Source organism: Streptomyces sp. McG3 (genome assembly GCF_018619185.1).
In the GTDB taxonomy this organism is placed as follows: Bacteria; Actinomycetota; Actinomycetes; order Streptomycetales; family Streptomycetaceae; genus Streptomyces.
The window spans coordinates 1-23,517 of sequence record NZ_JAAXYC010000112.1 but is presented as its reverse complement, the minus strand read 5'-3'; the positions used below and the strand labels follow the sequence as shown (position 1 = coordinate 23,517).

Below are 23,517 nucleotides of genomic sequence, written 5' to 3'. Positions count from 1 at the left end.
GCCCAAGCCCCCGGCCCCCGGGCCCCCCGCGAGGACCGGGGCCACCGCCGGGTCCGCCTCCCGCACCGGCGGCTCCTCCAACCGCGTGCGGGCCCGCCTCGCCCGACTGGGCGTACAGCGCTCCAGCCCGTACAACCCGGTCCTGGAACCCCTCCTGCGTACGGTCCGGGGCAACGACCCCAAGATCGAGACGGCCACGCTCCGCCAGATCGAGAAGGCCTACCAGGTCGCCGAGCGCTGGCACCGGGGCCAGAAGCGCAAGAGCGGCGACCCCTACATCACCCACCCGCTGGCCGTCACCACGATCCTCGCCGAGCTGGGCATGGACCCGGCGACGCTGATGGCGGGCCTGCTGCACGACACCGTCGAGGACACCGAGTACGGCCTGGACACCCTGCGGCGCGACTTCGGCGACCAGGTCGCCCTGCTCGTCGACGGCGTCACCAAGCTCGACAAGGTCAAGTTCGGCGAGGCCGCACAGGCCGAGACCGTACGCAAGATGGTCGTCGCCATGGCCAAGGACCCCCGGGTCCTGGTCATCAAGCTGGCCGACCGCCTGCACAACATGCGCACCATGCGCTACCTCAAGCGGGAGAAGCAGGAGAAGAAGGCCCGCGAGACGCTGGAGATCTACGCCCCGCTGGCGCACCGGCTGGGCATGAACACCATCAAGTGGGAGCTGGAGGACCTCGCCTTCGCGATCCTCTACCCCAAGATGTACGACGAGATCGTCCGGCTCGTCGCCGAGCGCGCCCCCAAGCGCGACGAATACCTCGCCATAGTGACCGACGAGGTCCAGGCGGACCTGCGCGCCGCCCGCATCAAGGCCACCGTCACCGGCCGCCCCAAGCACTACTACAGCGTCTACCAGAAGATGATCGTGCGAGGCCGCGACTTCGCCGAGATCTACGACCTGGTGGGAATCAGGGTCCTCGTCGACACGGTCCGCGACTGCTACGCGGCGCTCGGCACCGTCCACGCCCGGTGGAACCCGGTGCCCGGGCGGTTCAAGGACTACATCGCGATGCCCAAGTTCAACATGTACCAGTCACTGCACACCACGGTGATCGGTCCCAGCGGCAAGCCCGTCGAGCTCCAGATCCGTACGTTCGACATGCACCGCCGCGCCGAGTACGGCATCGCCGCCCACTGGAAGTACAAGCAGGAGGCCGTCGCGGGCGCCTCCAAGGTGCGCACCGACGTCCCCAAGAACACCGGGCGCGGCCAGGACACCGTCAACGACATGGCGTGGCTGCGCCAGCTCCTGGACTGGCAGAAGGAGACCGAGGACCCCAGCGAGTTCCTGGAGTCCCTGCGCTTCGACCTCTCGCGCAACGAGGTCTTCGTCTTCACGCCGAAGGGCGACGTGATAGCGCTGCCGGCCGGCGCGACCCCGGTCGACTTCGCGTACGCCGTCCACACCGAGGTCGGCCACCGGACCATAGGAGCACGCGTCAACGGGCGGCTCGTCCCGCTCGAATCGACGCTCGACAACGGCGACCTGGTCGAGGTCTTCACCTCCAAGGCGGCCGGCGCCGGACCCTCCCGGGACTGGCTCGGCTTCGTGAAGTCGCCGCGCGCCCGCAACAAGATCCGCGCCTGGTTCTCCAAGGAACGCCGCGACGAGGCCATCGAGCAGGGCAAGGACTCCATCGCGCGCGCCATGCGCAAGCAGAACCTGCCGATCCAGCGCATCCTGACCGGCGACTCCCTGGTCACCCTCGCCCACGAGATGCGCTACCCGGACATCTCCTCGCTGTACGCGGCGATCGGCGAGGGCCATGTCGCGGCGGCGGGCGTCGTCCAGAAGCTGGTGCAGGCGCTCGGCGGCCACGACGAGGCCAACGAGGACCTCGCCGAGTCCACTCCGCCCTCGCACGGCGGTCGCAGCAAGCGCCGCGCCAACGCGGATCCCGGCGTCGTCGTCAAGGGCGTCGAGGACGTCTGGGTCAAGCTGGCCCGCTGTTGTACGCCCGTCCCCGGCGACCCGATCATCGGCTTCGTCACCCGGGGCAGCGGCGTCTCCGTGCACCGCGCCGACTGCGTCAACGTGGAGTCGCTCTCGCAGCAGCCCGAACGGATCCTGGAGGTCGAGTGGGCCCCCACCCAGTCCTCCGTCTTCCTGGTCGCCATCCAGGTCGAGGCGCTGGACCGCTCCCGGCTGCTCTCCGACGTCACCCGGATCCTCTCCGACCAGCACGTCAACATTTTGTCGGCGGCCGTCCAGACCTCCCGCGACCGGGTGGCCACCTCGCGGTTCACCTTCGAGATGGGCGACCCCAAGCACCTGGGCCACGTCCTGAAGGCCGTACGCGGCGTGGAGGGCGTCTACGACGTCTACCGCGTCACCTCGGCCCGCAGGCCGTAGCAGCGGCAAACGGAAAGGCCCCGGTACGCATCGCGTACCGGGGCCTTCTGGCAGCCGTCTCTCTCAGCCGCCGAACTCCTCCAGGCCCTTGAGCGCCTGGTCCAGCAGCGCCTGGCGGCCCTCCAGCTCCTTGGCCAGCTTGTCCGCACGGGCGTTGTTGCCCTGGGCGCGCGCGGTGTCGATCTGGCCGCGCAGCTTGTCCACGGCGGCCTGGAGCTGACCGGTCAGACCCGCGGCGCGGGCCCGCGCCTCCGGGTTCGTCCGGCGCCACTCCGACTCCTCGGACTCCTGGAGCGTCCGCTCCACCGCCTGCATCCGGCCCTCGACCTTCGGGCGGGCGTCACGCGGTACGTGGCCGATGGCCTCCCAGCGCTCGTTGATGGACCGGAACGCGGCCCGGGCCGCCTTGAGGTCCTTCACCGGCACCAGCTTCTCGGCCTCCGCGGCGAGCTCCTCCTTGAGCTTGAGGTTCTCGCCCTGCTCGGCGTCCCGCTCGGCGAAGACCTCGCTGCGGGCGGCGAAGAAGACGTCCTGGGCACCGCGGAAACGGTTCCACAGGTCGTCCTCGGACTCGCGCTGCGCGCGGCCCGCCGCCTTCCACTCGGTCATCAGGTCGCGGTAGCGCGCGGCCGTGGTCACCCAGTCCGTGGAGCCGGACAGCGCCTCGGCCTCGGTGACCAGCTTCTCCTTGGCCTTGCGGGCGTCCTCGCGCTGGGCGTCCAGCGCGGCGAAGTGGGCCTTGCGCCGCTTGGAGAACGCCGAGCGGGCGTGCGAGAAGCGGTGCCACAGCTCGTCGTCCGACTTGCGGTCGAGGCGGGGGAGACCCTTCCAGGTGTCCACCAGCGCCCGCAGCCGCTCGCCCGCGGAGCGCCACTGCTCGCTCTGCGCCAGCTCCTCCGCCTCGGTGACCAGCGCCTCCTTGGCGTGCTTCGCCTCGTCGGTCTGCTTGGCCTTGAGGACCTTGCGCTCCTCGCGCCGCGCCTCGACCGTCGCGACGAGCGCGTCCAGCCGCTTGCGCAGCGCGTCGAGGTCGCCCACCGCGTGGTGCTCGTCGACCTGCTGCCGCAGGTGGTCGATGGCCGTCGTCGCGTCCTTCGCCGACAGATCGGTGGTCTTCACCCGCCGTTCGAGGAGGCCGATCTCGACCACAATGCCGTCGTACTTGCGCTCGAAATAGGCCAGAGCCTCCTCGGGCGAACCGGCCTGCCACGATCCGACGACCTGCTCGCCCTCGGCCGTACGCACGTACACGGTGCCCGTCTCATCGACGCGGCCCCACGGGTCGCTGCTCACAGCGCCTCCTCCACCTGATGCCTGCGAGGGGGTTCGCCCCCCGGGCATCGTCCACAGTTTCCTGGGGCGGGCATCGCCCGCCCTGCACAACGCCAATCTAGGCGACCGGCCACCCGGCTGTCCGCACTCAGCACGGCCGAAATTCTTCCCTCCGGCCACCGGCGGCGCTCCGCCCCGCCGGTGGCCGCCCGGCCGGTCGCCGTACCGCCGGTCCCGTCCCGCCGGTTCAGCCCTTCTCGACCGAAGCCTTCTCGACCGTCACGGCCTTCTTCGGGGCGCCGTCGCCCGCACCGCCCTCGACACCGGCCTCGCCGACCTTCTGGACGGCCTTCAGCGAGGCGTCGTCCATCGTGCCGAACGGGGTGTAGGTGGGCGGGAGCTTCGTCTCCTTGTAGACCAGGAAGTACTGGCTGCCACCGGAGTCCGGCTGGCCGGTGTTGGCCATCGCCACCGTGCCCGGCGGGTAGACGACCGTGCCGTCGGCGCCCGCCTTGCCGAGCGCGTCCAGGTTCTCGTCCGGGATGTTGTAGCCCGGACCGCCCGTGCCGTCGCCCTTCGGGTCGCCGCACTGGAGCACGAAGATGCCCTGGGTGGTCAGCCGGTGGCACTTGGTGTCGTCGAAGTAGCCCTTGTCGGCGAGTGCCTTGAAGGAGTTCACCGTCTCCGGAGTCTTCGCCGCGTCCATCGAGAACGCTATGTCGCCCTGGCTCGTCTTGAGCGACATCGAGTACGTCGCCTTCTTGTCGATCTTCATCGGCGGCGTGGGAGCCTTGCTCTCGCTCTTGGAGGGCTCCGGAGCGGGGCTCTGGCTCGACGCCGCGTCGCTCTTCTTGTCCTTGCCGTCGTCCTTGCCCGCCACGACGAACGCGCTCACGCCCACGACGGCGACCACGGCCACCGAGGCCGCGACGATCGCGGTGATGCGCCTCGTCCTGCTGCGGGCCTCCTCCCGGCGCTTCTGCTGGCGCTCGAACTTTTCCCGGGCGAGCTGCCGCCGCCGCTGTTCGCTGCTGGACACCGGTTGGGCTCCTTGTTACGTCGTGAGATGAGGGCCTGAGTTGCCCGTACCGTATATGGGTTACCTGTGTCATGAGGAGCGCCGGTAGGCTCTGATCTGCCGCATCCTTCGCCGTTGCCGCATCCTCCGGACGAACATTAAGGACGATCGTGCTCATTGCCGGGTTCCCCGCCGGGGCCTGGGGGACCAATTGCTATCTGGTCGCCCCCGCCGCCGGTGAGGAGTGCGTGATCATCGACCCGGGCCACCAGGCCGCCCAGGGCGTCGAGGAAACGCTGAAGAAGCATCGGCTCAAGCCCGTCGCCGTCGTCCTCACCCACGGCCATATCGACCACGTCGCCTCGGTCGTCCCCGTCTGCGGCGCCCACGACGTCCCCGCCTGGATCCACCCCGAGGACCGTTACATGATGAGCGACCCGGAGAAGGCGCTCGGCCGCTCGATCGGGATGCCTCTCATGGGCGAGCTGACCGTGGGGGAGCCGGACGACGTCAAGGAGCTGACCGACGGCTCGAAGCTGACCCTGGCCGGTCTGGAGTTCGGCGTCTCGCACGCGCCGGGCCATACCAAGGGGTCGGTGACGTTCGGGATGCCCGAGGCCGCGGACATTCCGCCGGTCTTCTTCTCGGGCGACCTGCTCTTCGCCGGCTCCGTCGGACGCACCGACCTGCCCGGCGGCGACCACGCCGAGCTCCTCGAGTCGCTGGCCCGTGTGTGCCTGCCGCTCGACGACTCGACCGTGGTGCTGTCCGGCCACGGCCCCCAGACGACCATCGGCCGCGAGCGCGCCTCCAACCCGTTCCTGAACGGTCTGGACGCGGCGCCGCGCCGAGGAATGTAGACGAGAGACGTAATCGTGAGCACCTTTCAGGCCCCCAAGGGCACGTACGACCTGACCCCGCCCCGTTCCGCGACGTTCCTCGCCGTGCGCGAGGCCATCGCGGCCCCGCTGCGCGACTCGGGCTACGGCTACATCGAGACGCCCGGCTTCGAGAACGTGGAGCTCTTCGCACGCGGTGTCGGTGAGTCCACCGACATCGTCACCAAGGAGATGTACACCCTCACCACCAAGGGCGGCTCCCAGCTGGCCCTGCGCCCCGAGGGCACCGCGTCCGTGCTCCGCGCGGCCCTGGAGGCCAACCTCCACAAGGCGGGCAACCTCCCCGTCAAGCTCTGGTACTCCGGCTCGTACTACCGCTACGAGCGCCCGCAGGCGGGTCGCTACCGCCACTTCTCGCAGGTCGGCGCCGAGGCCATCGGCACCGAGGACCCGGTCCTGGACGCCGAGCTGATCATCCTCGCCGACCAGGCGTACCGCTCACTCGGGCTGAGCCGGTTCCGCATCCTGCTGAACTCGCTGGGCGACAAGGAGTGCCGCCCGGTCTACCGCGAGGCGCTCCAGACCTTCCTGCGGGACCTCGACCTCGACGAGGAGACCCGCCGCCGCATCGAGATCAACCCGCTGCGCGTCCTGGACGACAAGCGGGCCGACGTACAGAAGCAGCTCACGGACGCCCCGAAGCTCCGCGACCACCTCTGCGACGCGTGCAAGGCCTACCACGAGGAGGTCCGGGCGCTTCTCACGACCGCCGGGGTGGCCTTCGAGGACGACGAGAAGCTGGTGCGCGGCCTCGACTACTACACCCGTACGACCTTCGAGTTCGTCCACGACGGTCTCGGCGCCCAGTCCGCGGTGGGCGGCGGCGGCCGCTACGACGGACTGTCCGAGATGATCGGCGGCCCCGAGCTGCCGTCCGTCGGCTGGGCGCTCGGCGTGGACCGCACGGTTCTCGCGCTGGAGGCCGAGGGCATCGAGCTCGACCTGCCCTACACCACCAGCGTGTACGCGGTCCCGCTCGGCGAGGAGGCCCGCCGGGTGCTGTTCGGCGTCGTCACCGAACTGCGCCGCGCGGGGATCGCCGCCGACTTCGCGTTCGGCGGCCGCGGCCTGAAGGGTGCGATGAAGAGCGCCAACCGCTCGGGCGCGCGCTACACCCTGGTCGCGGGCGAGCGCGATCTCGCCGAGGGCGTCGTCCAGCTCAAGGACATGGAGTCCGGCGAGCAGGGCCCGGTGAAGCTGGCCGAGGTCGCGGCGGAGCTGACGAAGCGCCTCGGCTGACCGAGTCGTGAGCGGGGCGCGGGCGGCAGGACATGAGGTCCTGCCGCCCGCGCCTTTCTCGTCCGCCGTCAACCCGGCGGGAGGGAATTCATCCTGGCCGGTGACCCCGACTTGGAGCCGCCCGCGTGGTCGGCTTCGCCGGACCGGCGCAGGGGATTCGTCCATCTTCCGTCGTCCCGGCCCCGCCACCCCGGGAGCCCGCCCGGGGGAGTGCTCGCGGGGGAACTCCTTTATGTCCATCGAACGGTTGATCCGTACGGGGGTACGGCACAATGACCATGCCCGGCTGACCACTCGGTGATGGAACGGCGATATGACGACTGCAGCGGTAGACCACGACCTCTCCTCCGATCAGGACGAGGGTGGCCGCAAGCGCACCTTCGGGGCCGGACGCGGTCTCGCCCTGCTCCTGGTGATCACCGGCGCGGCCGGACTGCTGGCCGCCTGGGTCATCACGCTCGACAAGTTCAAGCTGCTGGAGGACCCTTCCTTCACCCCGGGGTGCAGCCTCAACCCCGTCGTCGCGTGCGGCAACATCATGAAGAGCGAGCAGGCCTCCGTGTTCGGGTTCCCCAACCCGATGCTGGGCCTCGTCACGTACGGCATGATCATCGCGATCGGCATGGGGCTCCTCGCCGGCGCGCGCTTCCGCAGCTGGTTCTGGCTCGGGCTGAACGCCGGGACGCTGTTCGGCGTCGGCTTCTGCACCTGGCTCCAGTACCAGTCGCTGTACAACATCAACTCGCTCTGCCTGTGGTGCTGCCTGGCCTGGGTCGCCACCATCGTCATGTTCTGCTACGTGACCACGCACAACGTCAAGCACCGCATTCTCCCGGCCCCGGCCTGGCTACGGAACGGGCTCACCGAGTTCCCGTGGGTGCTGCCGGTGATGTGGATCGGGATCATCGGCATGCTGATCCTGACCCGCTGGTGGGACTTCTGGACCAGCTGAGCACCTACGGATCTCCGGAGGTGGCCCGCCGCACTGTCAGTGGGGTCGCATAGGCTTCATGACGTGGAGCCCGACCTCTTTACCGCAGCCGCCGAAGACCGCCAGGAGAAGGACCCGTCCAGCAGCCCCCTCGCTGTCCGGATGCGTCCCCGTGTCCTCGACGAGGTCGTCGGCCAGCAGCACCTGCTGAAGCCGGGCTCGCCGCTGCGCCGCCTCGTGGGCGACGGGGGCGGCGGTCCGGCCGGCGCGTCCTCGGTCATCCTGTGGGGTCCGCCCGGCACCGGCAAGACGACCCTGGCGTACGTGGTCAGCAAGGCGACCAACAAGCGCTTCGTCGAGCTCTCCGCGATCACCGCGGGCGTCAAGGAGGTCCGGGCCGTCATCGAGAGCGCGCGTCGCGCCACCGGTGGCTTCGGCAAGGAGACCGTCCTCTTCCTCGACGAGATCCACCGCTTCTCCAAGGCCCAGCAGGACTCCCTGCTCCCCGCCGTGGAGAACCGCTGGGTGACCCTCATCGCCGCCACCACGGAGAATCCCTACTTCTCGATCATCTCCCCGCTGCTGTCGCGGTCCCTGCTGCTCACCCTGGAATCGCTGACCGATGACGACCTGCGTGATCTGCTGCGCCGGGCGCTGACCGACGAGCGGGGGCTCGGCGGGGCGGTCACCCTGCCCGGGGACGCCGAGGCTCATCTGTTGCGCATCGCGGGCGGCGACGCGCGCCGGGCCCTGACGGCGCTGGAGGCCGCGGCGGGCGCGGCCATCGCCACGGGCGAGGCGGAGATCACGCTGGAGACGCTGGAGGCGACCGTCGACCGCGCCGCCGTGAAGTACGACCGGGACGGCGACCAGCACTACGACGTGGCCAGCGCGCTCATCAAGTCGATCCGCGGCTCCGACGTGGACGCCGCTCTGCACTACCTGGCCCGCATGATCGAGGCGGGGGAGGACCCGCGGTTCATCGCCCGCCGGCTGATGATCTCGGCCAGCGAGGACATCGGTCTGGCCGACCCCACCGCGCTGCCGACCGCCGTGGCCGCCGCCCAGGCGGTGGCCATGATCGGGTTCCCGGAGGCGGCGCTCACCCTCAGCCACGCCACCATCGCCCTGGCGCTCGCCCCCAAGTCCAACGCGGCGACCCTGGCGATCTCCGCCGCGCAGGAGGACGTGCGCAAGGGGCTCGCGGGACCCGTCCCGGCCCATCTGCGCGACGGCCACTACAAGGGCGCCGCCAAGCTCGGCCATGCCCAGGGGTACGTCTATCCGCACGACGTGCAGGGTGGCATCGCCGCCCAGCAGTACGCCCCGGACGCGGTCCGCGACCGGCGGTACTACACCCCGACCCGCTACGGCGCCGAGGCGCGGTACGCGGACGTCGTCGAGCGCGTCCGCGAGCGCCTGGGCCGTTCCGGCGAGAGCCCGGAGCCGTCCTAGGGGATCGAGGCCGCTGGATCAGGAGGCGGCCGCCTCGAAGAGCGTGTGCATGGCGCGGCGCAGCTCGGTGACGTCGCGGACCGGCTCCGGGAACTCGAAGCGGGCGTCGAAGCAGGACCCCTGGTCCTCGACGAAGCGGACCCGCAGCCCGAAGCGGTCCAGGGCGACCGGCACGGCCCTGGGCTGGTGGGAGGAGCAGGCACGGGCGGTGCGCTCGCCCAGCAGACCGCACAGGGCGCGCATCTGCCCGTCGTGGGCGGAGTGCAGATGCTGGAGCAGCTCCGGCTCGTGGAAGACCAGCGGGTCGGGAGCCGCGTCCCGGAAGTCCTCCGGCTCGATGTCCTCGGCGCCCCAGAGGTCGTCCACGTACGCCTCGCCGAATTCCAGGCGCAGCATCATCCGGCCGGGCTCGGCCAGCCCGGGGACGGAGGTGAGCCAGCCGGAGACCCACGCGCGGCCGCGGATCCGGTGCGGTACGGAGACCGGAGCGACGTCCGTGATCTCCAGCACGGCGGTCAGCTCGTCGCCCTGCGCGTGCGTGGCGGCCCGAACGGCCGGGGAGTCCGCGGGGAATTCGAGGAACAGGTCGCCCTCGGGGCCCACGCTCCTGCTGTCCGGGACCAGGGGTTCGGCGCGGGCCAGATCGAGCCCCGGTACGACGAGCAGCGCGGAGCAGGTACTCTGTACGAGAGTTCGTGTGCGCTCGGCTGCTGACGGCATCCGAGTGTTTTCAAGCCCGCTGGGACGCGGCTGACCACGATCAGATCGGCCTTCCGTCGTAGCAGCACCTTCTGGTGTGCTGCCGCTGTCTGTGCTGTCCGTGACGTGAGTGGTGTTCCCAGGGCGAGACATGCGATCTCCTTGAGTAAGGTAAACCTAACCTAACCTACAACGGAGGTCTGGAGAACGTGCCTAACCAGTCGCGTCCCAAGGTCAAGAAGTCGCGTGCCCTCGGCATCGCTCTGACGCCCAAGGCTGTCAAGTACTTCGAAGCTCGTCCGTACCCGCCGGGCGAGCACGGCCGTGGCCGCAAGCAGAACTCGGACTACAAGGTCCGTCTGCTGGAGAAGCAGCGCCTGCGTGCGCAGTACGACATCAGCGAGCGCCAGATGGCGCGCGCCTACGACCGTGCCAAGAAGGCCGAAGGCAAGACGGGCGAGGCGCTGGTCGTCGAGCTCGAGCGCCGCCTCGACGCCCTGGTCCTGCGTTCGGGCATCGCCCGCACCATCTACCAGGCCCGTCAGATGGTCGTCCACGGCCACATCGAGGTCAACGGTGGCAAGGTCGACAAGCCGTCCTTCCGCGTGCGCCCCGACGACGTCGTCCAGGTCCGCGAGCGCAGCCGCACCAAGGTCCCCTTCCAGGTGGCCCGCGAGGGTGGCTACGACACCGACGGCGAGACCCCGCGCTACCTCCAGGTGAACCTGAAGGCCCTGGCCTTCCGCCTGGACCGGGACCCGAACCGCAAGGAGATCCCGGTGATCTGCGACGAGCAGCTCGTCGTCGAGTACTACGCCCGCTGATCCAGGCGTAGCCGCTCTCACCAGCGCTCCGGCCCGCCCCTCCCTGTCATCCGGGAGGCGGCGGGCCTTCGCGTTCCCCCGGCCCCTCCCGCCGTCGGCGCGCCTCCCGCGCCCGGCCCGTCCATCGCCGCGGCCGGTCCGCCACCTGCCAGCGCCCGGTCGACCGCGGTGGCCGGACCCAGCCGCCGGCCCGTCCGCAACCCCTCCTCGTACGCCACGTTCCCCAGCTCCCGGCGCGCCTGCTCCTCGCACTCCGCCCGCGGCCGCCCGTAGAACGCCGAGCCGAACAGCTGCAGCCCCACCGACGGCCAGATCCCCTCCGCCGCTCCCTGGAGCACGGCGGCCTCCCCGGCGTCCCCCTCCACCGCCGTCACCAGGGCCAGCAGCTCCAGCGACAGCACCGTGCCCAGCAGGTCGTTGAACGTCCGGCCGATCGTCAGGCACTCCCCGAGCATCTGCCGCGCCCGGGCCGGCCGCCCCCGCCGCAGCGCCGCGTACGCCAGGACGTACAGCGCGTACGCCAGCGCCCACCGCTCCCCGTGGTCCTCGCAGATCTCCCGGACCTCGTCGCAGATCGCCGCGGCCGCGTCCAGATCACCGAGGAACGCCACCGCCATGGCCAACTCCACCTGCGCCATCAGCACATTGCTGTTCAGCTCGCCGACCTCGCGGTAGCGGCCCAGCGCGTCGCGGAGCAGTTCCTCGGCGCGCGGCATGTCGTCCGTCACGATCGCCAGGCACCCCGTGCGGTGCACCGCGTACGCCAGTGCCGTCGCGTCCCCGGAGCGCTCGGCCTCCTCGCGGCACTCCTGGAGCGCCGAGATCGCGCCGACCGCGTCGCCCTGCAGCACGGCCACATAGCCCAGCACCCACAGCACCTTCAGCCGCGCGGCGTCGTGCGGGGTCGGCTCCTCCAGGACGTGGTCCAGCCAGTGCCGCCCCTCCGACAGCCGCCCGCAGCCGGCCCAGTAGAACCACAGGGTGCCCGCCAGGTACTGCGCCAGATGCACCTCGTCGGGGCTCTCCATCGAACACTCCATCGCCCGGCGGAGATTGGGCAGTTCGCTGTCGACGCGCGCCACCACCTCCGCCTGGCGCGGGCTGAACCAGTCCAACTCGCACCAGGTCGCGAGGCCCAGGAACCAGTCCCGGTGCCGCCGCCGCAGCCGCGGGGCGTCCCCGGCGGCCGCCAGCCACTGCGCCCCGTACTCGCTGACCGTGTCCAGCAGCCGGTAGCGGGCGCCGGCCGGGCCGTCCTCACGCTCCACCACCGACTGGGCGAGCAGCTCGTCCAGCACATCGAGCACCGAGTCGGCCGGCAGATCCGGCCCGCCGCAGATGTACTCGGCGGCCTCCAGGTCGAACTGTCCCGCGAACACCGAGAGCCGTGCCCACAGCAGTCGTTGCTCGGGCGTGCACAGCTCATGGCTCCAGCCGATCGCCGTACGCAGCGTCTGGTGGCGGGGCGGCGCGCCGCGACGGCCCCCGGTCAGCAGCCGGAACCGGTCGTCCAGGCGCAGGAGCACCTGTTCCACCGAGAGCGCGCGCAGCCGCCCGGCCGCCAGTTCGAGGGCCAGCGGAATCCCGTCGAGGCGGCGGCAGAGCTCCAGCACGGTCGTCCGCTCGCCCGCCGTCGGCTCCCAGCCCGGCCGGACCCCGCGCGCCCGCTCGGTGAAGAGCTCCACGGCGTCCCGGTCCGACATCGGGGCGAGCGGGAACGTCCGCTCCCCGTCCACCCGGAGCGGGCAGCGTCCGGCCGCGAGCACCTGGAGGCGCGGGGCCCGGCGCAGGAGTTCGGTGACGAGGTCGGCGCAGGCGTCGACGAGGTGCTCGAAGCCGTCGATCACCAGCAGCGTCCGGCGCTCGGAGAGATGTTCGACGAGGGCGGCGCGCGGGGGCCTGCTGGTGTGATCGGTCAGGCCCAGGGCGTCGACCAGGGCGTGTTCCAGCAGATCGGGATGGCGGACGGCGGACAGCTCGGCCAGCAGGACCCCGTCGCAGTACCGTTTCTCCCGAAGTGCGGCGACCCGGATGACGCACCGGGTCTTGCCCACGCCCGCCACTCCGGCGACGGTGACGAGCCTGGACTCCTCCAGCAGCCCGCCCAGCTCGGCCAGTTCGTCCTCGCGCCCCACGAAGGGGTTCAGGTCGGCCGGGAGGTTGCCGGGCGCCGGTGCGGGGCGGGCGTCCGGATCGTCGGGATTCGGGCAGGGGTCGTGCAGGCGTCGCATGAAACACGGAGCGTACTGGCTTGAAAGCTCTCCGTACAATCTCGTTATGGCAACTCCCGCGTGGCCCGCGGAGAATGCGGTAGGGGAGGAGATGCGCGGCGCGATAGGCTCGTGTGACGACGATCGGGCGTACGGGCCGAGGCCCGGACGCGACCGACGGAGACAAGGCCCGGCAGGGCCCGAGCGACGAGCAGAGAGCGGTGCACAGTGTCCGGTGGAGAGGTGGCCGGGATCCTCGTGGCCGTCTTCTGGGCGATCCTGGTCTCGTTCCTCGCCGTGGTGCTGGTGAGGCTCGCCCAGACGCTCAGGGCGACCACCAAGCTCGTGGCGGACGTGACCGACCAGGCCGTTCCGCTGCTGGCCGACGCCTCGGCGACGGTGCGCTCCGCGCAGACCCAGCTGGACAAGGTCGACGCCATCGCGAGCGACGTCCAGGAGGTCACCTCCAACGCCTCCGCGCTCTCCACGACCGTCGCCTCCACCTTCGGCGGCCCCCTCGTCAAGGTCGCCGCGTTCGGCTACGGCGTACGGCAGGCCCTCGGCCGCCGCACCGCACCCGAGCCCGAACCGGAACCGGCGCGGGGCCGCGGCTCCTCCCGTCGCACGGTGATCGTCGGCCGGACCGTACCCTCGGCGCGCGGACGTAGGCGCGAACGCCGAAACGCCCGCGGACAGAAGGACTGATCGAGCGATGTTCCGCCGCACCTTCTGGTTCACCGCCGGCGCAGCCGCCGGTGTGTGGGCCACCACCAAGGTCAACCGCAAGCTCAAGCAGCTGACGCCCGAGAGCCTCGCGGCGCAGGCCGCGGACAAGGCGATCGAGACCGGTCACAAGCTCAAGGACTTCGCCCTCGACGTACGCGAGGGCATGGTCAGGCGCGAAGCCGAACTGGGCGGCGCCCTGGGCCTGGAAGCGCCGGTCGACCCCGACCTTCCCGTACAGCGGCACTTCGCCGTCGAAGCGGCCGAACCGCCCGCGAACGCGAACACGTACCGCAAGCTCCCCTACAAATCGAACAACCGGAATGAGGACCACTGATGGAGTCGGCTGAAATTCGCCGCCGCTGGCTGAGCTTCTTCGAGGAGCGCGGCCACACCGCCGTGCCTTCGGCGTCGCTCATCGCGGACGACCCGACTCTGCTGCTGGTCCCCGCGGGCATGGTCCCCTTCAAGCCGTACTTCCTCGGCGAGGTCAAGCCGCCCGCCCCGCGCGTCACCAGCGTGCAGAAGTGCGTCCGTACGCCGGACATCGAAGAGGTCGGCAAGACCACCCGCCACGGCACCTTCTTCCAGATGTGCGGCAACTTCTCCTTCGGGGACTACTTCAAGGAAGGCGCCATCCAGCTCGCCTGGGAGGCGCTGACCAACTCCGTCGAGGACGGCGGCTACGGCCTCGACCCCGAGAAGCTCTGGATCACGGTCTACCTCGACGACGACGAGGCCGAGCAGATCTGGCGCGACAAGATCGGCGTTCCCGCCGAGCGCATCCAGCGCCTGGGCAAGAAGGACAACTTCTGGTCCATGGGCGTCCCCGGCCCCTGCGGCCCGTGCTCGGAGATCAACTACGACCGCGGCCCCGAGTTCGGCGTCGAGGGCGGCCCGGCCGTCAACGACGAGCGCTACGTGGAGATCTGGAACCTGGTCTTCATGCAGTACGAGCGCGGCGCCGGCGACGGCAAGGAGGACTTCCCGATCCTCGGGGACCTGCCGTCGAAGAACATCGACACCGGTCTCGGCCTCGAACGCCTCGCCATGATCCTCCAAGGCGTACAGAACATGTACGAGACCGACACCCTGCGCGTCGTCATGGACAAGGCCACCGAGCTGACCGGCGTCCGCTACGGCGCCGAGCAGGGCACCGACGTCTCGCTCCGCGTCGTCGCCGACCACATCCGTACGTCGGTGATGCTCATCGGCGACGGCGTCACCCCCGGCAACGAGGGCCGCGGCTACGTGCTGCGCCGCATCATGCGCCGCGCCATCCGCAACATGCGTCTCATGGGCGCCACCGGCTCCGTGGTGAAGGACCTGGTCGACGTCGTGATCGACACGATGGGCCTGCAGTACCCGGAGCTGATCACCGACCGCAAGCGCATCGAGACGGTCGCGCTCGCCGAGGAAGCCGCCTTCCTCAAGGCCCTCAAGGGCGGCACCAACATCCTGGAGACCGCCGTCACCGAGACCAAGGCCGCCGGCGGCCAGGTCCTCGCCGGCGACAAGGCGTTCCTGCTCCACGACACCTGGGGCTTCCCGATCGACCTCACCCTGGAGATGGCCGCCGAGCAGGGGCTCTCCGTGGACGAGGACGGCTTCCGCCGCCTCATGCAGGAGCAGCGCGACAAGGCCAAGGCCGATGCCCGCGCCAAGAAGACCGGTCACGCCGACCTCTCCGCCTACCGCGAGGTCGCCGACACCTCCGGCGCCACCGAGTTCACCGGCTACACCTCCACCGCCGGCGAGTCCACCATCGTGGGCCTGCTGGTCGACGGCGTGCCCTCGCCCGCCGCAACCGAGGGCGACGAGGTCGAGGTCGTCCTCGACCGCACCCCCTTCTACGCCGAGGGCGGCGGCCAGCTCGCCGACACCGGCCGCATCCGGCTCGACACCGGCGCCGTGATCGAGATCCGCGACGTCCAGAAGCCGGTCCCCGGCGTCCACGTGCACAAGGGCGTCGTCCAGGTCGGCGAGGTGACGGTCGGGGCCCCCGTCTTCGCCTCCATCGACAACACCCGCCGCCGCGCCATCGCCCGCGCCCACAGCGCCACCCACCTCACGCACCAGGCGCTGCGCGACGCGCTGGGCCCGACAGCCGCCCAGGCAGGCTCGGAGAACTCGCCCGGCCGCTTCCGCTTCGACTTCGGTTCGCCCGCCGCCGTCCCCGGCACGGTCCTCACCGACGTCGAGCAGCGGATCAACGAGGTCCTCTCGCGGGAACTCGACGTCCAGGCCGAGGTCATGTCCATCGACGAGGCCAAGAAGCAGGGTGCCATCGCCGAGTTCGGCGAGAAGTACGGCGAGCGGGTCCGCGTCGTCACCATCGGCGACTTCTCCAAGGAGCTGTGCGGCGGCACCCACGTCCACAACACCGCCCAGCTGGGTCTGGTGAAGCTGCTCGGCGAGTCCTCCATCGGCTCCGGCGTGCGCCGTATCGAGGCCCTCGTCGGCGTGGACGCGTACAACTTCCTCGCCCGGGAGCACACGGTCGTCGCCCAGCTCCAGGAGCTGGTCAAGGGCCGCCCCGAAGAGCTCCCCGAGAAGATCGCGGGCATGCTCGGCAAGCTCAAGGACGCCGAGAAGGAGATCGAGAAGTTCCGCGCGGAGAAGGTCCTCGCGGCCGCCGCCGGACTCGTCGAGTCGGCCAAGGACGTCCGCGGCACCGCCCTGGTCACCGGCCAGGTCCCCGACGGCACCTCCGCCGACGACCTGCGCAAGCTGGTCCTGGACGTGCGCGGGCGCATCCAGGGCGGCCGGCCGGCCGTCGTGGCCCTGTTCACCACGGCCAACGGCCGCCCGCTCACCGTCATCGCCACCAACGAGGCCGCCCGCGAGCGTGGTCTCAAGGCCGGTGACCTGGTGCGTACCGCCGCCAAGACCCTCGGTGGCGGTGGCGGCGGCAAGCCGGACGTCGCCCAGGGCGGCGGCACGAACCCGGCCGCCATCGGCGACGCCGTCGCCGCGGTCGAACGCCTCGTCACCGAGACGGCGTGACGAGCGGGATGACGCCGATGCGCCGGGGCCGACGGCTCGCCGTCGACGTCGGGGACGCCCGGATCGGGGTCGCCTCGTGCGACCCCGACGGGATCCTGGCCACGCCGGTGGAGACCGTGCCGGGACGCGACGTCCCGGCCGCCCACCGGCGGCTCCGCCAACTCGTCGAGGAGTACGAGCCGATCGAGGTCATCCTCGGCCTGCCGCGCTCCCTCGGCGGCGGCGAGGGCCCGGCGGCCGTCAAGGTCCGGGAGTTCGCCCAGGTGTTCGCCCGCTCGATCGCACCCGTGCCGGTGCGCCTGGTGGACGAGAGGATGACCACAGTGACGGCCGCTCAGGGGATGCGCGCCTCGGGCGTGAAGTCCAAGAAGGGCCGGTCTGTCATCGACCAAGCTGCCGCTGTGGTGATCCTTCAGAACGCTCTGGAGTCCGAACGGGCGTCAGGTAATCCCCCGGGTGAGGGCGTCGAAGTGGTTGTCTGATCGCGATACGGTAACGTTCCGCGCGATGCGGCGGTGTTCGAACAAACCGCACAGCGAAGCGAAGAGACGGAACGGCGTCTCGCGGCTCTAGGGGATCGATGACTGAGTATGGCCGGGGCCCCGGCTCCGAACCGTGGCATCCCGAGGACCCCTTGTACGGGGACCAGGGATGGGGAGGCCGGCAGGCCGCCCACGGCCAGGGCCAGTACGGCGACCAGCAGCAGTCTTTTCCGCAGGACCCGTACGCCCAGAACCACCAGCAGGACCCGTACGCCCAGCATCAGCAGAACCACCAGCAGTACCCGCAGCAGCAGCCGTACCACCAGCAGCAGCAGTACGGGCAGCAGCAGAACCACCAGCAGCAGAACCACCAGCAGCAGAACCACCAGCAGCAGAACCCCCAGCAGTACGGCACGCCCCAGCAGGACCCGTACGCCCAGCAGCCGGGTGCCCAGCCGCAGTACAACGGCGGCTGGGACACCGGACAGCAGCCCGCCATGCCGTACGGGGCCGAGCCCCAGGACCCGTACGCCCAGCAGCCCGGCGGCTACGACGGATCGCAGGACTACTACGGCACCCCCGAGGCCTACCCTCCGCCGCAGCCCCCGGGCCGCCGCGACGCCGCAGCCGAACAGCACCAGCAGCAACAACAGCAGTCGACGGACTGGGACCCGGACCAGCCGCAGGAGGAGACGCACCCCTTCTTCACCGGTGCGGACGAGCCGGCCGGCCGCGAGCCGCGCGACGACGACGATGACCCGGACGACGACGGATCGCGCGCCTCGCGCCGCGACCGCGGCGGCAGCGACCGCCGGGGCGGCAAGGGCAAGAAGAAGAGTCGTAGCGGCGTGGCCTGCCTGGTGGTCTCCGTCGTCCTGATCGGCGGCCTCGGCGGCGTCAGTTACGTCGGCTACACCTTCTGGAAGAAGCAGTTCGGTGCTCCGGCCGACTACGCGGGGGTGGGCACCGGTGAGGTCGAGGTCGAGATCCCCGAAGGGTCGCTCGGCTACGACATCGCCAACATCCTGCGCAAGAAGGGCGTGATCAAGTCCTCCGACGCGTTCGTCGCGGCGCAGAACGACAACCCCAAGGGCAAGCTGCTCCAGGCCGGCGTCTACCTCATGAAGAAGGAGATGTCCGCCGCCAGCGCGATCGACCTGATGCTCGACCCCAAGAGCCAGAACGCCTTCGTGATCCCCGAGGGGACCCGGAACGTCAAGGTCTACAGCGAGATCGACAAGCGGCTGGAGCTGGAGGAAGGCACCACGGCGAAGATCGCCAAGACCAAGGCGGAGTCGCTGGGCCTGCCCGACTGGGCGGACGACAACCCGGATGTGAAGGACCCGCTGGAAGGATTCCTCTATCCGGCGGCCTATCCGGTCGCCAAGGGGTCCAAGCCCGAGGACGCGCTGAAGCGGATGGTCGCGCGGGCGAACAAGGAGTACGGCAAGCTCGACCTGGAGGGCAGCGCGAAGAAGCTCGGCCTCAAGACTCCGTGGGAGCTCATCACCGTCGCGAGCCTCGTACAGGTCGAGGGCAAGTACAAGCACGACTTCGACAAGGTCGCACGGGTCGTCTACAACCGTCTCAAGCCGGGCAACATGGAGACGGTCGGGCGGCTCGAATTCGACTCCACGGTCAACTACATCAAGGGTCAGAGCACCCTGGACATCGGCGCGGTCGACGAGGTCAGGAAGATCGACGACCCCTACAACACGTACAAGATCATCGGTCTGCCCTCCGGCCCGATCAGCAATCCGGGCGGGGACGCCCTGCACTCGGCGATGAACCCCGAGCCGGGCCCCTGGTACTACTTCGTCTCGATCAACGAGGACAAGACGGTCTTCGCCGAGACCAACGCGGAGCACGAGAAGAACCGGCGGGAGTACGAAGAAGGGAAGTCCGGCCAGTGAGTGAGCCCCGTCGGGCCGCCGTCCTCGGCTCGCCCATCGCCCACTCCCTCTCCCCGGTCCTGCACCGCGCCGCCTACGCCGAGCTCGGCCTCGACGACTGGTCGTACGACCGGTTCGAGGTCGACGAGGCGGCGTTGCCGGGCTTCGTCGCGGGGCTGGGCGCCTCCTGGGCCGGGCTGTCGCTGACCATGCCGCTCAAGCGGGCGATCATCCCGCTGCTCGACGAGATCAGCGCGACAGCCGCATCGGTGGAGGCCGTCAACACGGTCGTGTTCACCGAGGACGGCCGACGGGTCGGCGACAACACCGACATCCCCGGCATGATCGCCGCCCTGCGGGAGCGTGGGGTCGACAAGGCCGACTCCGCAGCGGTCCTCGGCGCCGGAGCCACCGCCTCCTCCGCGCTCGCCGCGCTCTCCGCGGTCTGCGCCGGACCCGTGACGGCGTACGTGCGCGGCCCCGAGCGCGCGGCCGAGATGCGGGCCTGGGGGGAGCGGCTCGGCGTCGACGTGGTGATCGCCGACTGGGCCGACGCCGCAGCGGCACTGGCCGCGCCGCTCGTCATCGCCACCACCCCGGCCGGTGCCACCGACGCCCTGGCCGGATCCGTGCCGAGGGCCCCGGGCATCCTCTTCGACGTGCTGTACGAGCCGTGGCCCACCGTGCTCGCCGCCGCCTGGTCCGCGCACGGCGGGGCCGTCGTCGGCGGACTCGACCTCCTCGTGCACCAGGCACTGCTCCAGGTCGAGCAGATGACCGGCCGGATCCCGGCACCACTGGCCGTCATGCGGCAGGCCGGGGAAGCGGCGCTCGCGGCCCGCTGACGGGTCCGCCGGCCGGCACCGCCCGTCCGTCTGCTGGACCGGCGGCCGGATCGTGCCCCCGGTCGTGGGAGGATCAAAGGCGGCGGGCCAGGGCCGCGCACCCGGTGGCGCCGTTGGATTTCAGGCGCGAGCATGAGGAGCACCGTTGAGCAGGTTGCGCTGGCTGACCGCGGGGGAGTCGCACGGCCCCGCACTGGTGGCGACGCTGGAGGGCCTTCCCGCCGGTGTCCCGATCACCACGGAGATGGTGGCGGAGGCGCTGGCCCGGCGACGGCTCGGCTACGGCCGCGGCGCGCGGATGAAGTTCGAGAAGGACGAGGTCACCTTCCTCGGCGGCGTACGCCACGGCCTCACCATGGGCTCCCCGGTCGCCGTCATGGTCGGCAACACCGAGTGGCCCAAGTGGGAGCAGGTCATGTCGGCCGACCCGGTCGACCCCGACGAGCTGGCGAAGCTCGCCCGCAACGCCCCGCTGACCCGCCCCCGGCCCGGCCACGCCGACCTCGCGGGGATGCAGAAGTACGGCTTCGACGAGGCCCGGCCGGTCCTGGAGCGCGCCAGCGCACGGGAGACCGCCGCGCGCGTCGCCCTCGGGGCCGTCGCCCGCTCCTACCTCAAGGAGACCGCGGGCATCGAGATCGTCAGCCATGTCGTCGAGCTGGCCGCCGCCAAGGCGCCGTACGGGATCTACCCGGTCCCCGCCGACGTGGAGAAGCTGGACGCCGACCCGGTCCGCTGCCTGGACGCCGACGCGTCCAAGGCGATGGTGGCCGAGATCGACCAGGCCCACAAGGACGGCGACACCCTGGGCGGGGTCGTCGAGGTGCTGGCGTACGGGGTGCCCGTCGGGCTCGGCTCGCACGTGCACTGGGACCGGCGCCTGGACGCCCGGCTCGCCGCCGCGCTGATGGGCATCCAGGCCATCAAGGGCGTCGAGGTCGGCGACGGCTTCGAGCTGGCCCGGGTCCCCGGGTCCCAGGCGCACGACGAGATCGTCGCCACCGAGGACGGCATCAAGCGCACCTCCGGGCGGTCCGGCGGCACCGAGGGCGGGCTCACCACCGGCGAGCTGCTGCGCGTGCGCGCCGCGATGAAGCCCATCGCGACCGTGCCGCGCGCCCTGGCCACCGTGGACGTCGTCACCGGCGAGGCCACCAAGGCCCACCACCAGCGCTCCGACGTCTGCGCCGTCCCGGCCGCGGGCATCGTCGCGGAGGCCATGGTCGCCCTCGTCCTGGCCGACGCGGTCGCGGAGAAGTTCGGCGGCGACAGCGTCCCCGAGACCCACCGCAACGTCCAGTCGTACCTCGACCACCTCCAGATCCGATGAGCGGCCCCCTGGTCGTCCTCGTCGGCCCGATGGGCGTCGGCAAGTCCACCGTCGGCGAACTGCTCGCCGCCCGGCTCGGCACCACCTACCGGGACACCGACGCGGACGTCGTCGCCGAGGCCGGCAAGCCGATCGCGGAGATCTTCTACGACGAGGGCGAGGAGCACTTCCGCGCCCTGGAGCGCCGGGCCGTCGAGGCGGCCGTCGCCGGGCACCCGGGCGTCCTCGCCCTCGGCGGCGGTGCCGTCCTGGACGCGGCGACCAGGAAGCTGCTGGCCGGCCGGCCGGTCGCCTACCTCTCCATGGACGTGGACGAGGCCGTCCGCCGCGTCGGCCTCGGCGCCGCCCGCCCGCTGCTCGCGGTCAACCCGCGCCGGCAGTGGCGCGAGCTGATGGAGGCCCGCCGCCCCCTCTACGAAGAGGTCGCCCGGACCGTCGTCGCCACCGACGAGCACACCCCCGAAGAGGTCGCCCAGGCGATCATCGACGCACTGGAACTGCCGGAGGGCCAAGCCGCCCCCGGCGTGGAGAGCACCGGCATGACGCAGCAGGGTCCCACCCGTATCCAGGTCGCAGGCTCCGCGGGCTCCGACCCGTACGAGGTCCTCGTCGGCCACCAGCTCCTGGGCGAGCTGCCCCAGCTGATCGGCGACCGCGCGCGACGCGTCGCCGTACTGCACCCGGAGGCGCTCGCCGAGACCGGTGAGGCGGTCCGTCAGGACCTCGCCGAACAGGGCTACGAGGCCATCGCCGTCCAACTGCCGAACGCGGAGGAGGCCAAGACCGTCGAGGTCGCCGCCTACTGCTGGAAGGCGCTCGGCCAGACCGGCTTCACCCGTACCGACGTCATCGTCGGCATCGGGGGCGGCGCCACCACGGACGTCGCCGGGTTCGTCGCGGCCAGCTGGCTGCGCGGGGTGCGCTGGATCGCGATCCCGACCACCGTGCTCGGCATGGTCGACGCGGCCGTCGGCGGCAAGACCGGCATCAACACCGCCGAGGGCAAGAACCTCGTCGGCGCCTTCCACCCGCCCGCCGGGGTTCTCTGCGACCTCGCCGCGCTGGACTCGCTGCCGGTCCACGACTACGTCTCCGGCATGGCCGAGATCATCAAGGCCGGGTTCATCGCCGACCCGGTCATCCTGGACCTGGTCGAGGCCGACCCCGAGGGCGCGCGTACCCCGGCCGGACCGCACACCGCCGAACTGATCGAGCGGTCCATCCGGGTCAAGGCCGAGGTCGTCTCCAGCGACCTCAAGGAGTCCGGACTCCGCGAGATCCTCAACTACGGCCACACCCTGGCCCACGCCATCGAGAAGAACGAGCGCTACAAGTGGCGCCACGGCGCGGCCGTCTCCATCGGCATGGTCTTCGCCGCCGAGCTGGGCCGGCTCGCCGGACGCCTCGACGACGCCACCGCCGACCGGCACCGCAGCGTCCTCGCGTCGGTGGGCCTGCCGCTCGCCTACCGCGGCGACCAGTGGCCCAAGCTGCTGGAGAACATGAAGGTCGACAAGAAGTCGCGCGGCGACCTGCTGCGCTTCATCGTCCTGGACGGCATCGGCAGGCCCACCGTCCTGGAGGGCCCCGACCCGGCCGTGCTGCTCGCCGCCTACGGGGAGGTCTCCGCGTGACCCGAAGGGTCTTCGTCCTGAACGGCCCCAACCTCGGCCGGCTCGGCTCGCGGGAGCCCGACGTCTACGGGGCCACCTCCTACGCCGGACTCGTCGACGCCTGCACGTCCCTCGGCAAGGAGCTCGACTTCGCCGTCGAGGTGCGGGAGACCAACGACGAGGGCCAGCTGATCCGCTGGCTCCACGAGGCGGCGGACGGATCGATTCCGGTCATTCTCAACCCGGGCGCCTTCACGCACTACTCCTACGGCATGCGGGACGCGGCCGCCCAGCGCACCGCCCCGCTGATCGAGGTGCACATCTCCAACCCGTACACCCGCGAGGAGTTCCGGCACACGTCCGTGGTCGCCGCGGTGGCCACGGGCACGGTGGCCGGGTTCGGTATCGGTTCCTACCGGCTCGCCCTGCGCGCCCTGGCCGACGAACTGACGGACTGACACCCCGCGGATGCCCGTCCGCCCTCCGCGCGGCCGACGGGCACTTCGCACCCTCCCGGGCCGTTCACCCCGAGACGGCCCGGGAAGGTACGGTGGCCGTCCCATCAGCGTCAGTTGCAGTTACGAGACGGAGTGGCACCGGATGCAGCACGCAGTGGGGGCCCCGCTGCCGCCGCCCCACGGCCCCGGTATCGGGCACGTCGGCCGGCCGTACCAGGCCCAGCACGCCGGCCACCCCGGCCCGCCCCCGATA

General features: G+C 71.0%; 19 protein-coding genes. 15 read left to right on the top strand and 4 right to left on the bottom strand.

The window, feature by feature from the left end; translation table 11 throughout:
• Positions 1–2,368 (top strand): bifunctional (p)ppGpp synthetase/guanosine-3',5'-bis(diphosphate) 3'-pyrophosphohydrolase (locus HET64_RS19415; protein WP_251145547.1); only part of this gene is annotated, 2,368 nt, incomplete at its 5' end.
• Between the two features lie 63 nt (positions 2,369–2,431).
• On the opposite strand, the gene HET64_RS19410 is transcribed toward HET64_RS19415, so the two are convergent.
• Positions 2,432–3,661, bottom strand: a complete 1,230-nt coding sequence (locus tag HET64_RS19410; protein WP_215107320.1) for a DUF349 domain-containing protein — start codon at positions 3,659–3,661, stop codon at positions 2,432–2,434.
• 226 nt (positions 3,662–3,887) lie between these two features.
• The gene (locus HET64_RS19405) at positions 3,888–4,679 is read right to left on the bottom strand and encodes a peptidylprolyl isomerase (RefSeq protein ID WP_215107319.1); all 792 of its coding nucleotides are present in this window, start codon (positions 4,677–4,679) and stop codon (positions 3,888–3,890) included.
• Positions 4,680–4,828: 149 nt separating this feature from the next.
• Between HET64_RS19405 and HET64_RS19400 the strand changes: the two genes are divergently transcribed.
• The 4 genes from HET64_RS19400 (at position 4,829) to HET64_RS19385 (ending at position 9,182) form a co-directional block, all read left to right on the top strand.
• Positions 4,829–5,518: an MBL fold metallo-hydrolase gene (locus tag HET64_RS19400; RefSeq protein WP_215107317.1), complete on the top strand. Its 690-nt coding sequence runs from the start codon at positions 4,829–4,831 to the stop codon at positions 5,516–5,518.
• A 15-nt stretch (positions 5,519–5,533) separates the two neighbouring features.
• Positions 5,534–6,796 (top strand): histidine--tRNA ligase, encoded by a 1,263-nt coding sequence (gene hisS / locus HET64_RS19395; protein WP_215107315.1) that lies wholly within the window; start codon positions 5,534–5,536, stop codon positions 6,794–6,796.
• 313 nt (positions 6,797–7,109) lie between these two features.
• Complete coding sequence (locus HET64_RS19390; protein ID WP_215107314.1) at positions 7,110–7,748, top strand: vitamin K epoxide reductase family protein; 639 nt, start codon at positions 7,110–7,112, stop codon at positions 7,746–7,748.
• A gap of 63 nt (positions 7,749–7,811) precedes the next feature.
• Positions 7,812–9,182: a replication-associated recombination protein A gene (locus HET64_RS19385; protein ID WP_215107312.1), complete on the top strand. Its 1,371-nt coding sequence runs from the start codon at positions 7,812–7,814 to the stop codon at positions 9,180–9,182.
• Between the two features lie 18 nt (positions 9,183–9,200).
• Here HET64_RS19385 and HET64_RS19380 read toward each other — a convergent pair whose 3' ends face one another.
• The gene (locus HET64_RS19380; protein ID WP_215107310.1) at positions 9,201–9,902 is read right to left on the bottom strand and encodes a DUF2470 domain-containing protein; all 702 of its coding nucleotides are present in this window, start codon (positions 9,900–9,902) and stop codon (positions 9,201–9,203) included.
• 188 nt (positions 9,903–10,090) lie between these two features.
• Between HET64_RS19380 and rpsD the strand changes: the two genes are divergently transcribed.
• Positions 10,091–10,705, top strand: coding sequence for a 30S ribosomal protein S4 (gene rpsD, locus HET64_RS19375; RefSeq protein ID WP_015607373.1), 615 nt, complete (start codon positions 10,091–10,093; stop codon positions 10,703–10,705).
• A 17-nt stretch (positions 10,706–10,722) separates the two neighbouring features.
• Here the strand turns inward: rpsD and HET64_RS19370 are convergent, their stop codons facing one another.
• Positions 10,723–12,936: a tetratricopeptide repeat protein gene (locus HET64_RS19370; protein WP_215107308.1), complete on the bottom strand. Its 2,214-nt coding sequence runs from the start codon at positions 12,934–12,936 to the stop codon at positions 10,723–10,725.
• 222 nt (positions 12,937–13,158) lie between these two features.
• Here HET64_RS19370 and HET64_RS19365 point away from each other — a divergent pair, with 222 nt between their 5' ends.
• The 9 genes from HET64_RS19365 (at position 13,159) to HET64_RS19325 (ending at position 23,264) form a co-directional block, all read left to right on the top strand.
• Entirely contained in the window at positions 13,159–13,620 is a 462-nt protein-coding gene (locus HET64_RS19365) for a DUF948 domain-containing protein (RefSeq protein WP_215107307.1), read from the top strand.
• A gap of 7 nt (positions 13,621–13,627) precedes the next feature.
• Complete coding sequence (locus HET64_RS19360) at positions 13,628–13,975, top strand: DUF6167 family protein (protein ID WP_215107305.1); 348 nt, start codon at positions 13,628–13,630, stop codon at positions 13,973–13,975.
• Positions 13,975–16,644 (top strand): alanine--tRNA ligase, encoded by a 2,670-nt coding sequence (gene alaS, locus HET64_RS19355; RefSeq protein ID WP_215107303.1) that lies wholly within the window; start codon positions 13,975–13,977, stop codon positions 16,642–16,644. The genes HET64_RS19360 and alaS overlap by 1 nt, the downstream gene beginning before the upstream one ends.
• An 8-nt stretch (positions 16,645–16,652) precedes the next feature.
• Positions 16,653–17,126: a Holliday junction resolvase RuvX gene (ruvX, locus tag HET64_RS19350; protein WP_179892451.1), complete on the top strand. Its 474-nt coding sequence runs from the start codon at positions 16,653–16,655 to the stop codon at positions 17,124–17,126.
• A gap of 98 nt (positions 17,127–17,224) precedes the next feature.
• Positions 17,225–19,039 (top strand): endolytic transglycosylase MltG, encoded by a 1,815-nt coding sequence (gene mltG / locus HET64_RS19345; RefSeq protein ID WP_215107301.1) that lies wholly within the window; start codon positions 17,225–17,227, stop codon positions 19,037–19,039.
• Entirely contained in the window at positions 19,036–19,863 is an 828-nt protein-coding gene (locus HET64_RS19340; RefSeq protein ID WP_215107299.1) for a shikimate dehydrogenase, read from the top strand. The genes mltG and HET64_RS19340 overlap by 4 nt, the downstream gene beginning before the upstream one ends.
• Before the next feature lie 145 nt (positions 19,864–20,008).
• Positions 20,009–21,193: a chorismate synthase gene (aroC, locus tag HET64_RS19335; RefSeq protein WP_215107297.1), complete on the top strand. Its 1,185-nt coding sequence runs from the start codon at positions 20,009–20,011 to the stop codon at positions 21,191–21,193.
• Positions 21,190–22,827: a 3-dehydroquinate synthase gene (aroB, locus tag HET64_RS19330; protein WP_215107295.1), complete on the top strand. Its 1,638-nt coding sequence runs from the start codon at positions 21,190–21,192 to the stop codon at positions 22,825–22,827. Before aroC ends, aroB begins: the two co-directional genes overlap by 4 nt.
• Complete coding sequence (locus HET64_RS19325) at positions 22,824–23,264, top strand: type II 3-dehydroquinate dehydratase (protein WP_215107292.1); 441 nt, start codon at positions 22,824–22,826, stop codon at positions 23,262–23,264. The genes aroB and HET64_RS19325 overlap by 4 nt, the downstream gene beginning before the upstream one ends.
• Positions 23,265–23,517 lie beyond the last annotated feature (253 nt).

Excerpts from the sequence above, each read along its gene's own strand:
- HET64_RS19390 (WP_215107314.1), top strand. The coding sequence starts at position 7,110 with ATGACGACTGCAGCGGTAGACCACGACCTCTCCTCCGATCAGGACGAG.
- HET64_RS19380 (WP_215107310.1), bottom strand. The coding sequence starts at position 9,902 with ATGCCGTCAGCAGCCGAGCGCACACGAACTCTCGTACAGAGTACCTGC.
- HET64_RS19370 (WP_215107308.1), bottom strand. The coding sequence starts at position 12,936 with ATGCGACGCCTGCACGACCCCTGCCCGAATCCCGACGATCCGGACGCC.
- HET64_RS19360 (WP_215107305.1), top strand. The coding sequence starts at position 13,628 with ATGTTCCGCCGCACCTTCTGGTTCACCGCCGGCGCAGCCGCCGGTGTG.
- alaS (WP_215107303.1), top strand. The coding sequence starts at position 13,975 with ATGGAGTCGGCTGAAATTCGCCGCCGCTGGCTGAGCTTCTTCGAGGAG.
- ruvX (WP_179892451.1), top strand. The coding sequence starts at position 16,653 with ATGACGCCGATGCGCCGGGGCCGACGGCTCGCCGTCGACGTCGGGGAC.
- mltG (WP_215107301.1), top strand. The coding sequence starts at position 17,225 with ATGACTGAGTATGGCCGGGGCCCCGGCTCCGAACCGTGGCATCCCGAG.
- aroB (WP_215107295.1), top strand. The coding sequence starts at position 21,190 with ATGAGCGGCCCCCTGGTCGTCCTCGTCGGCCCGATGGGCGTCGGCAAG.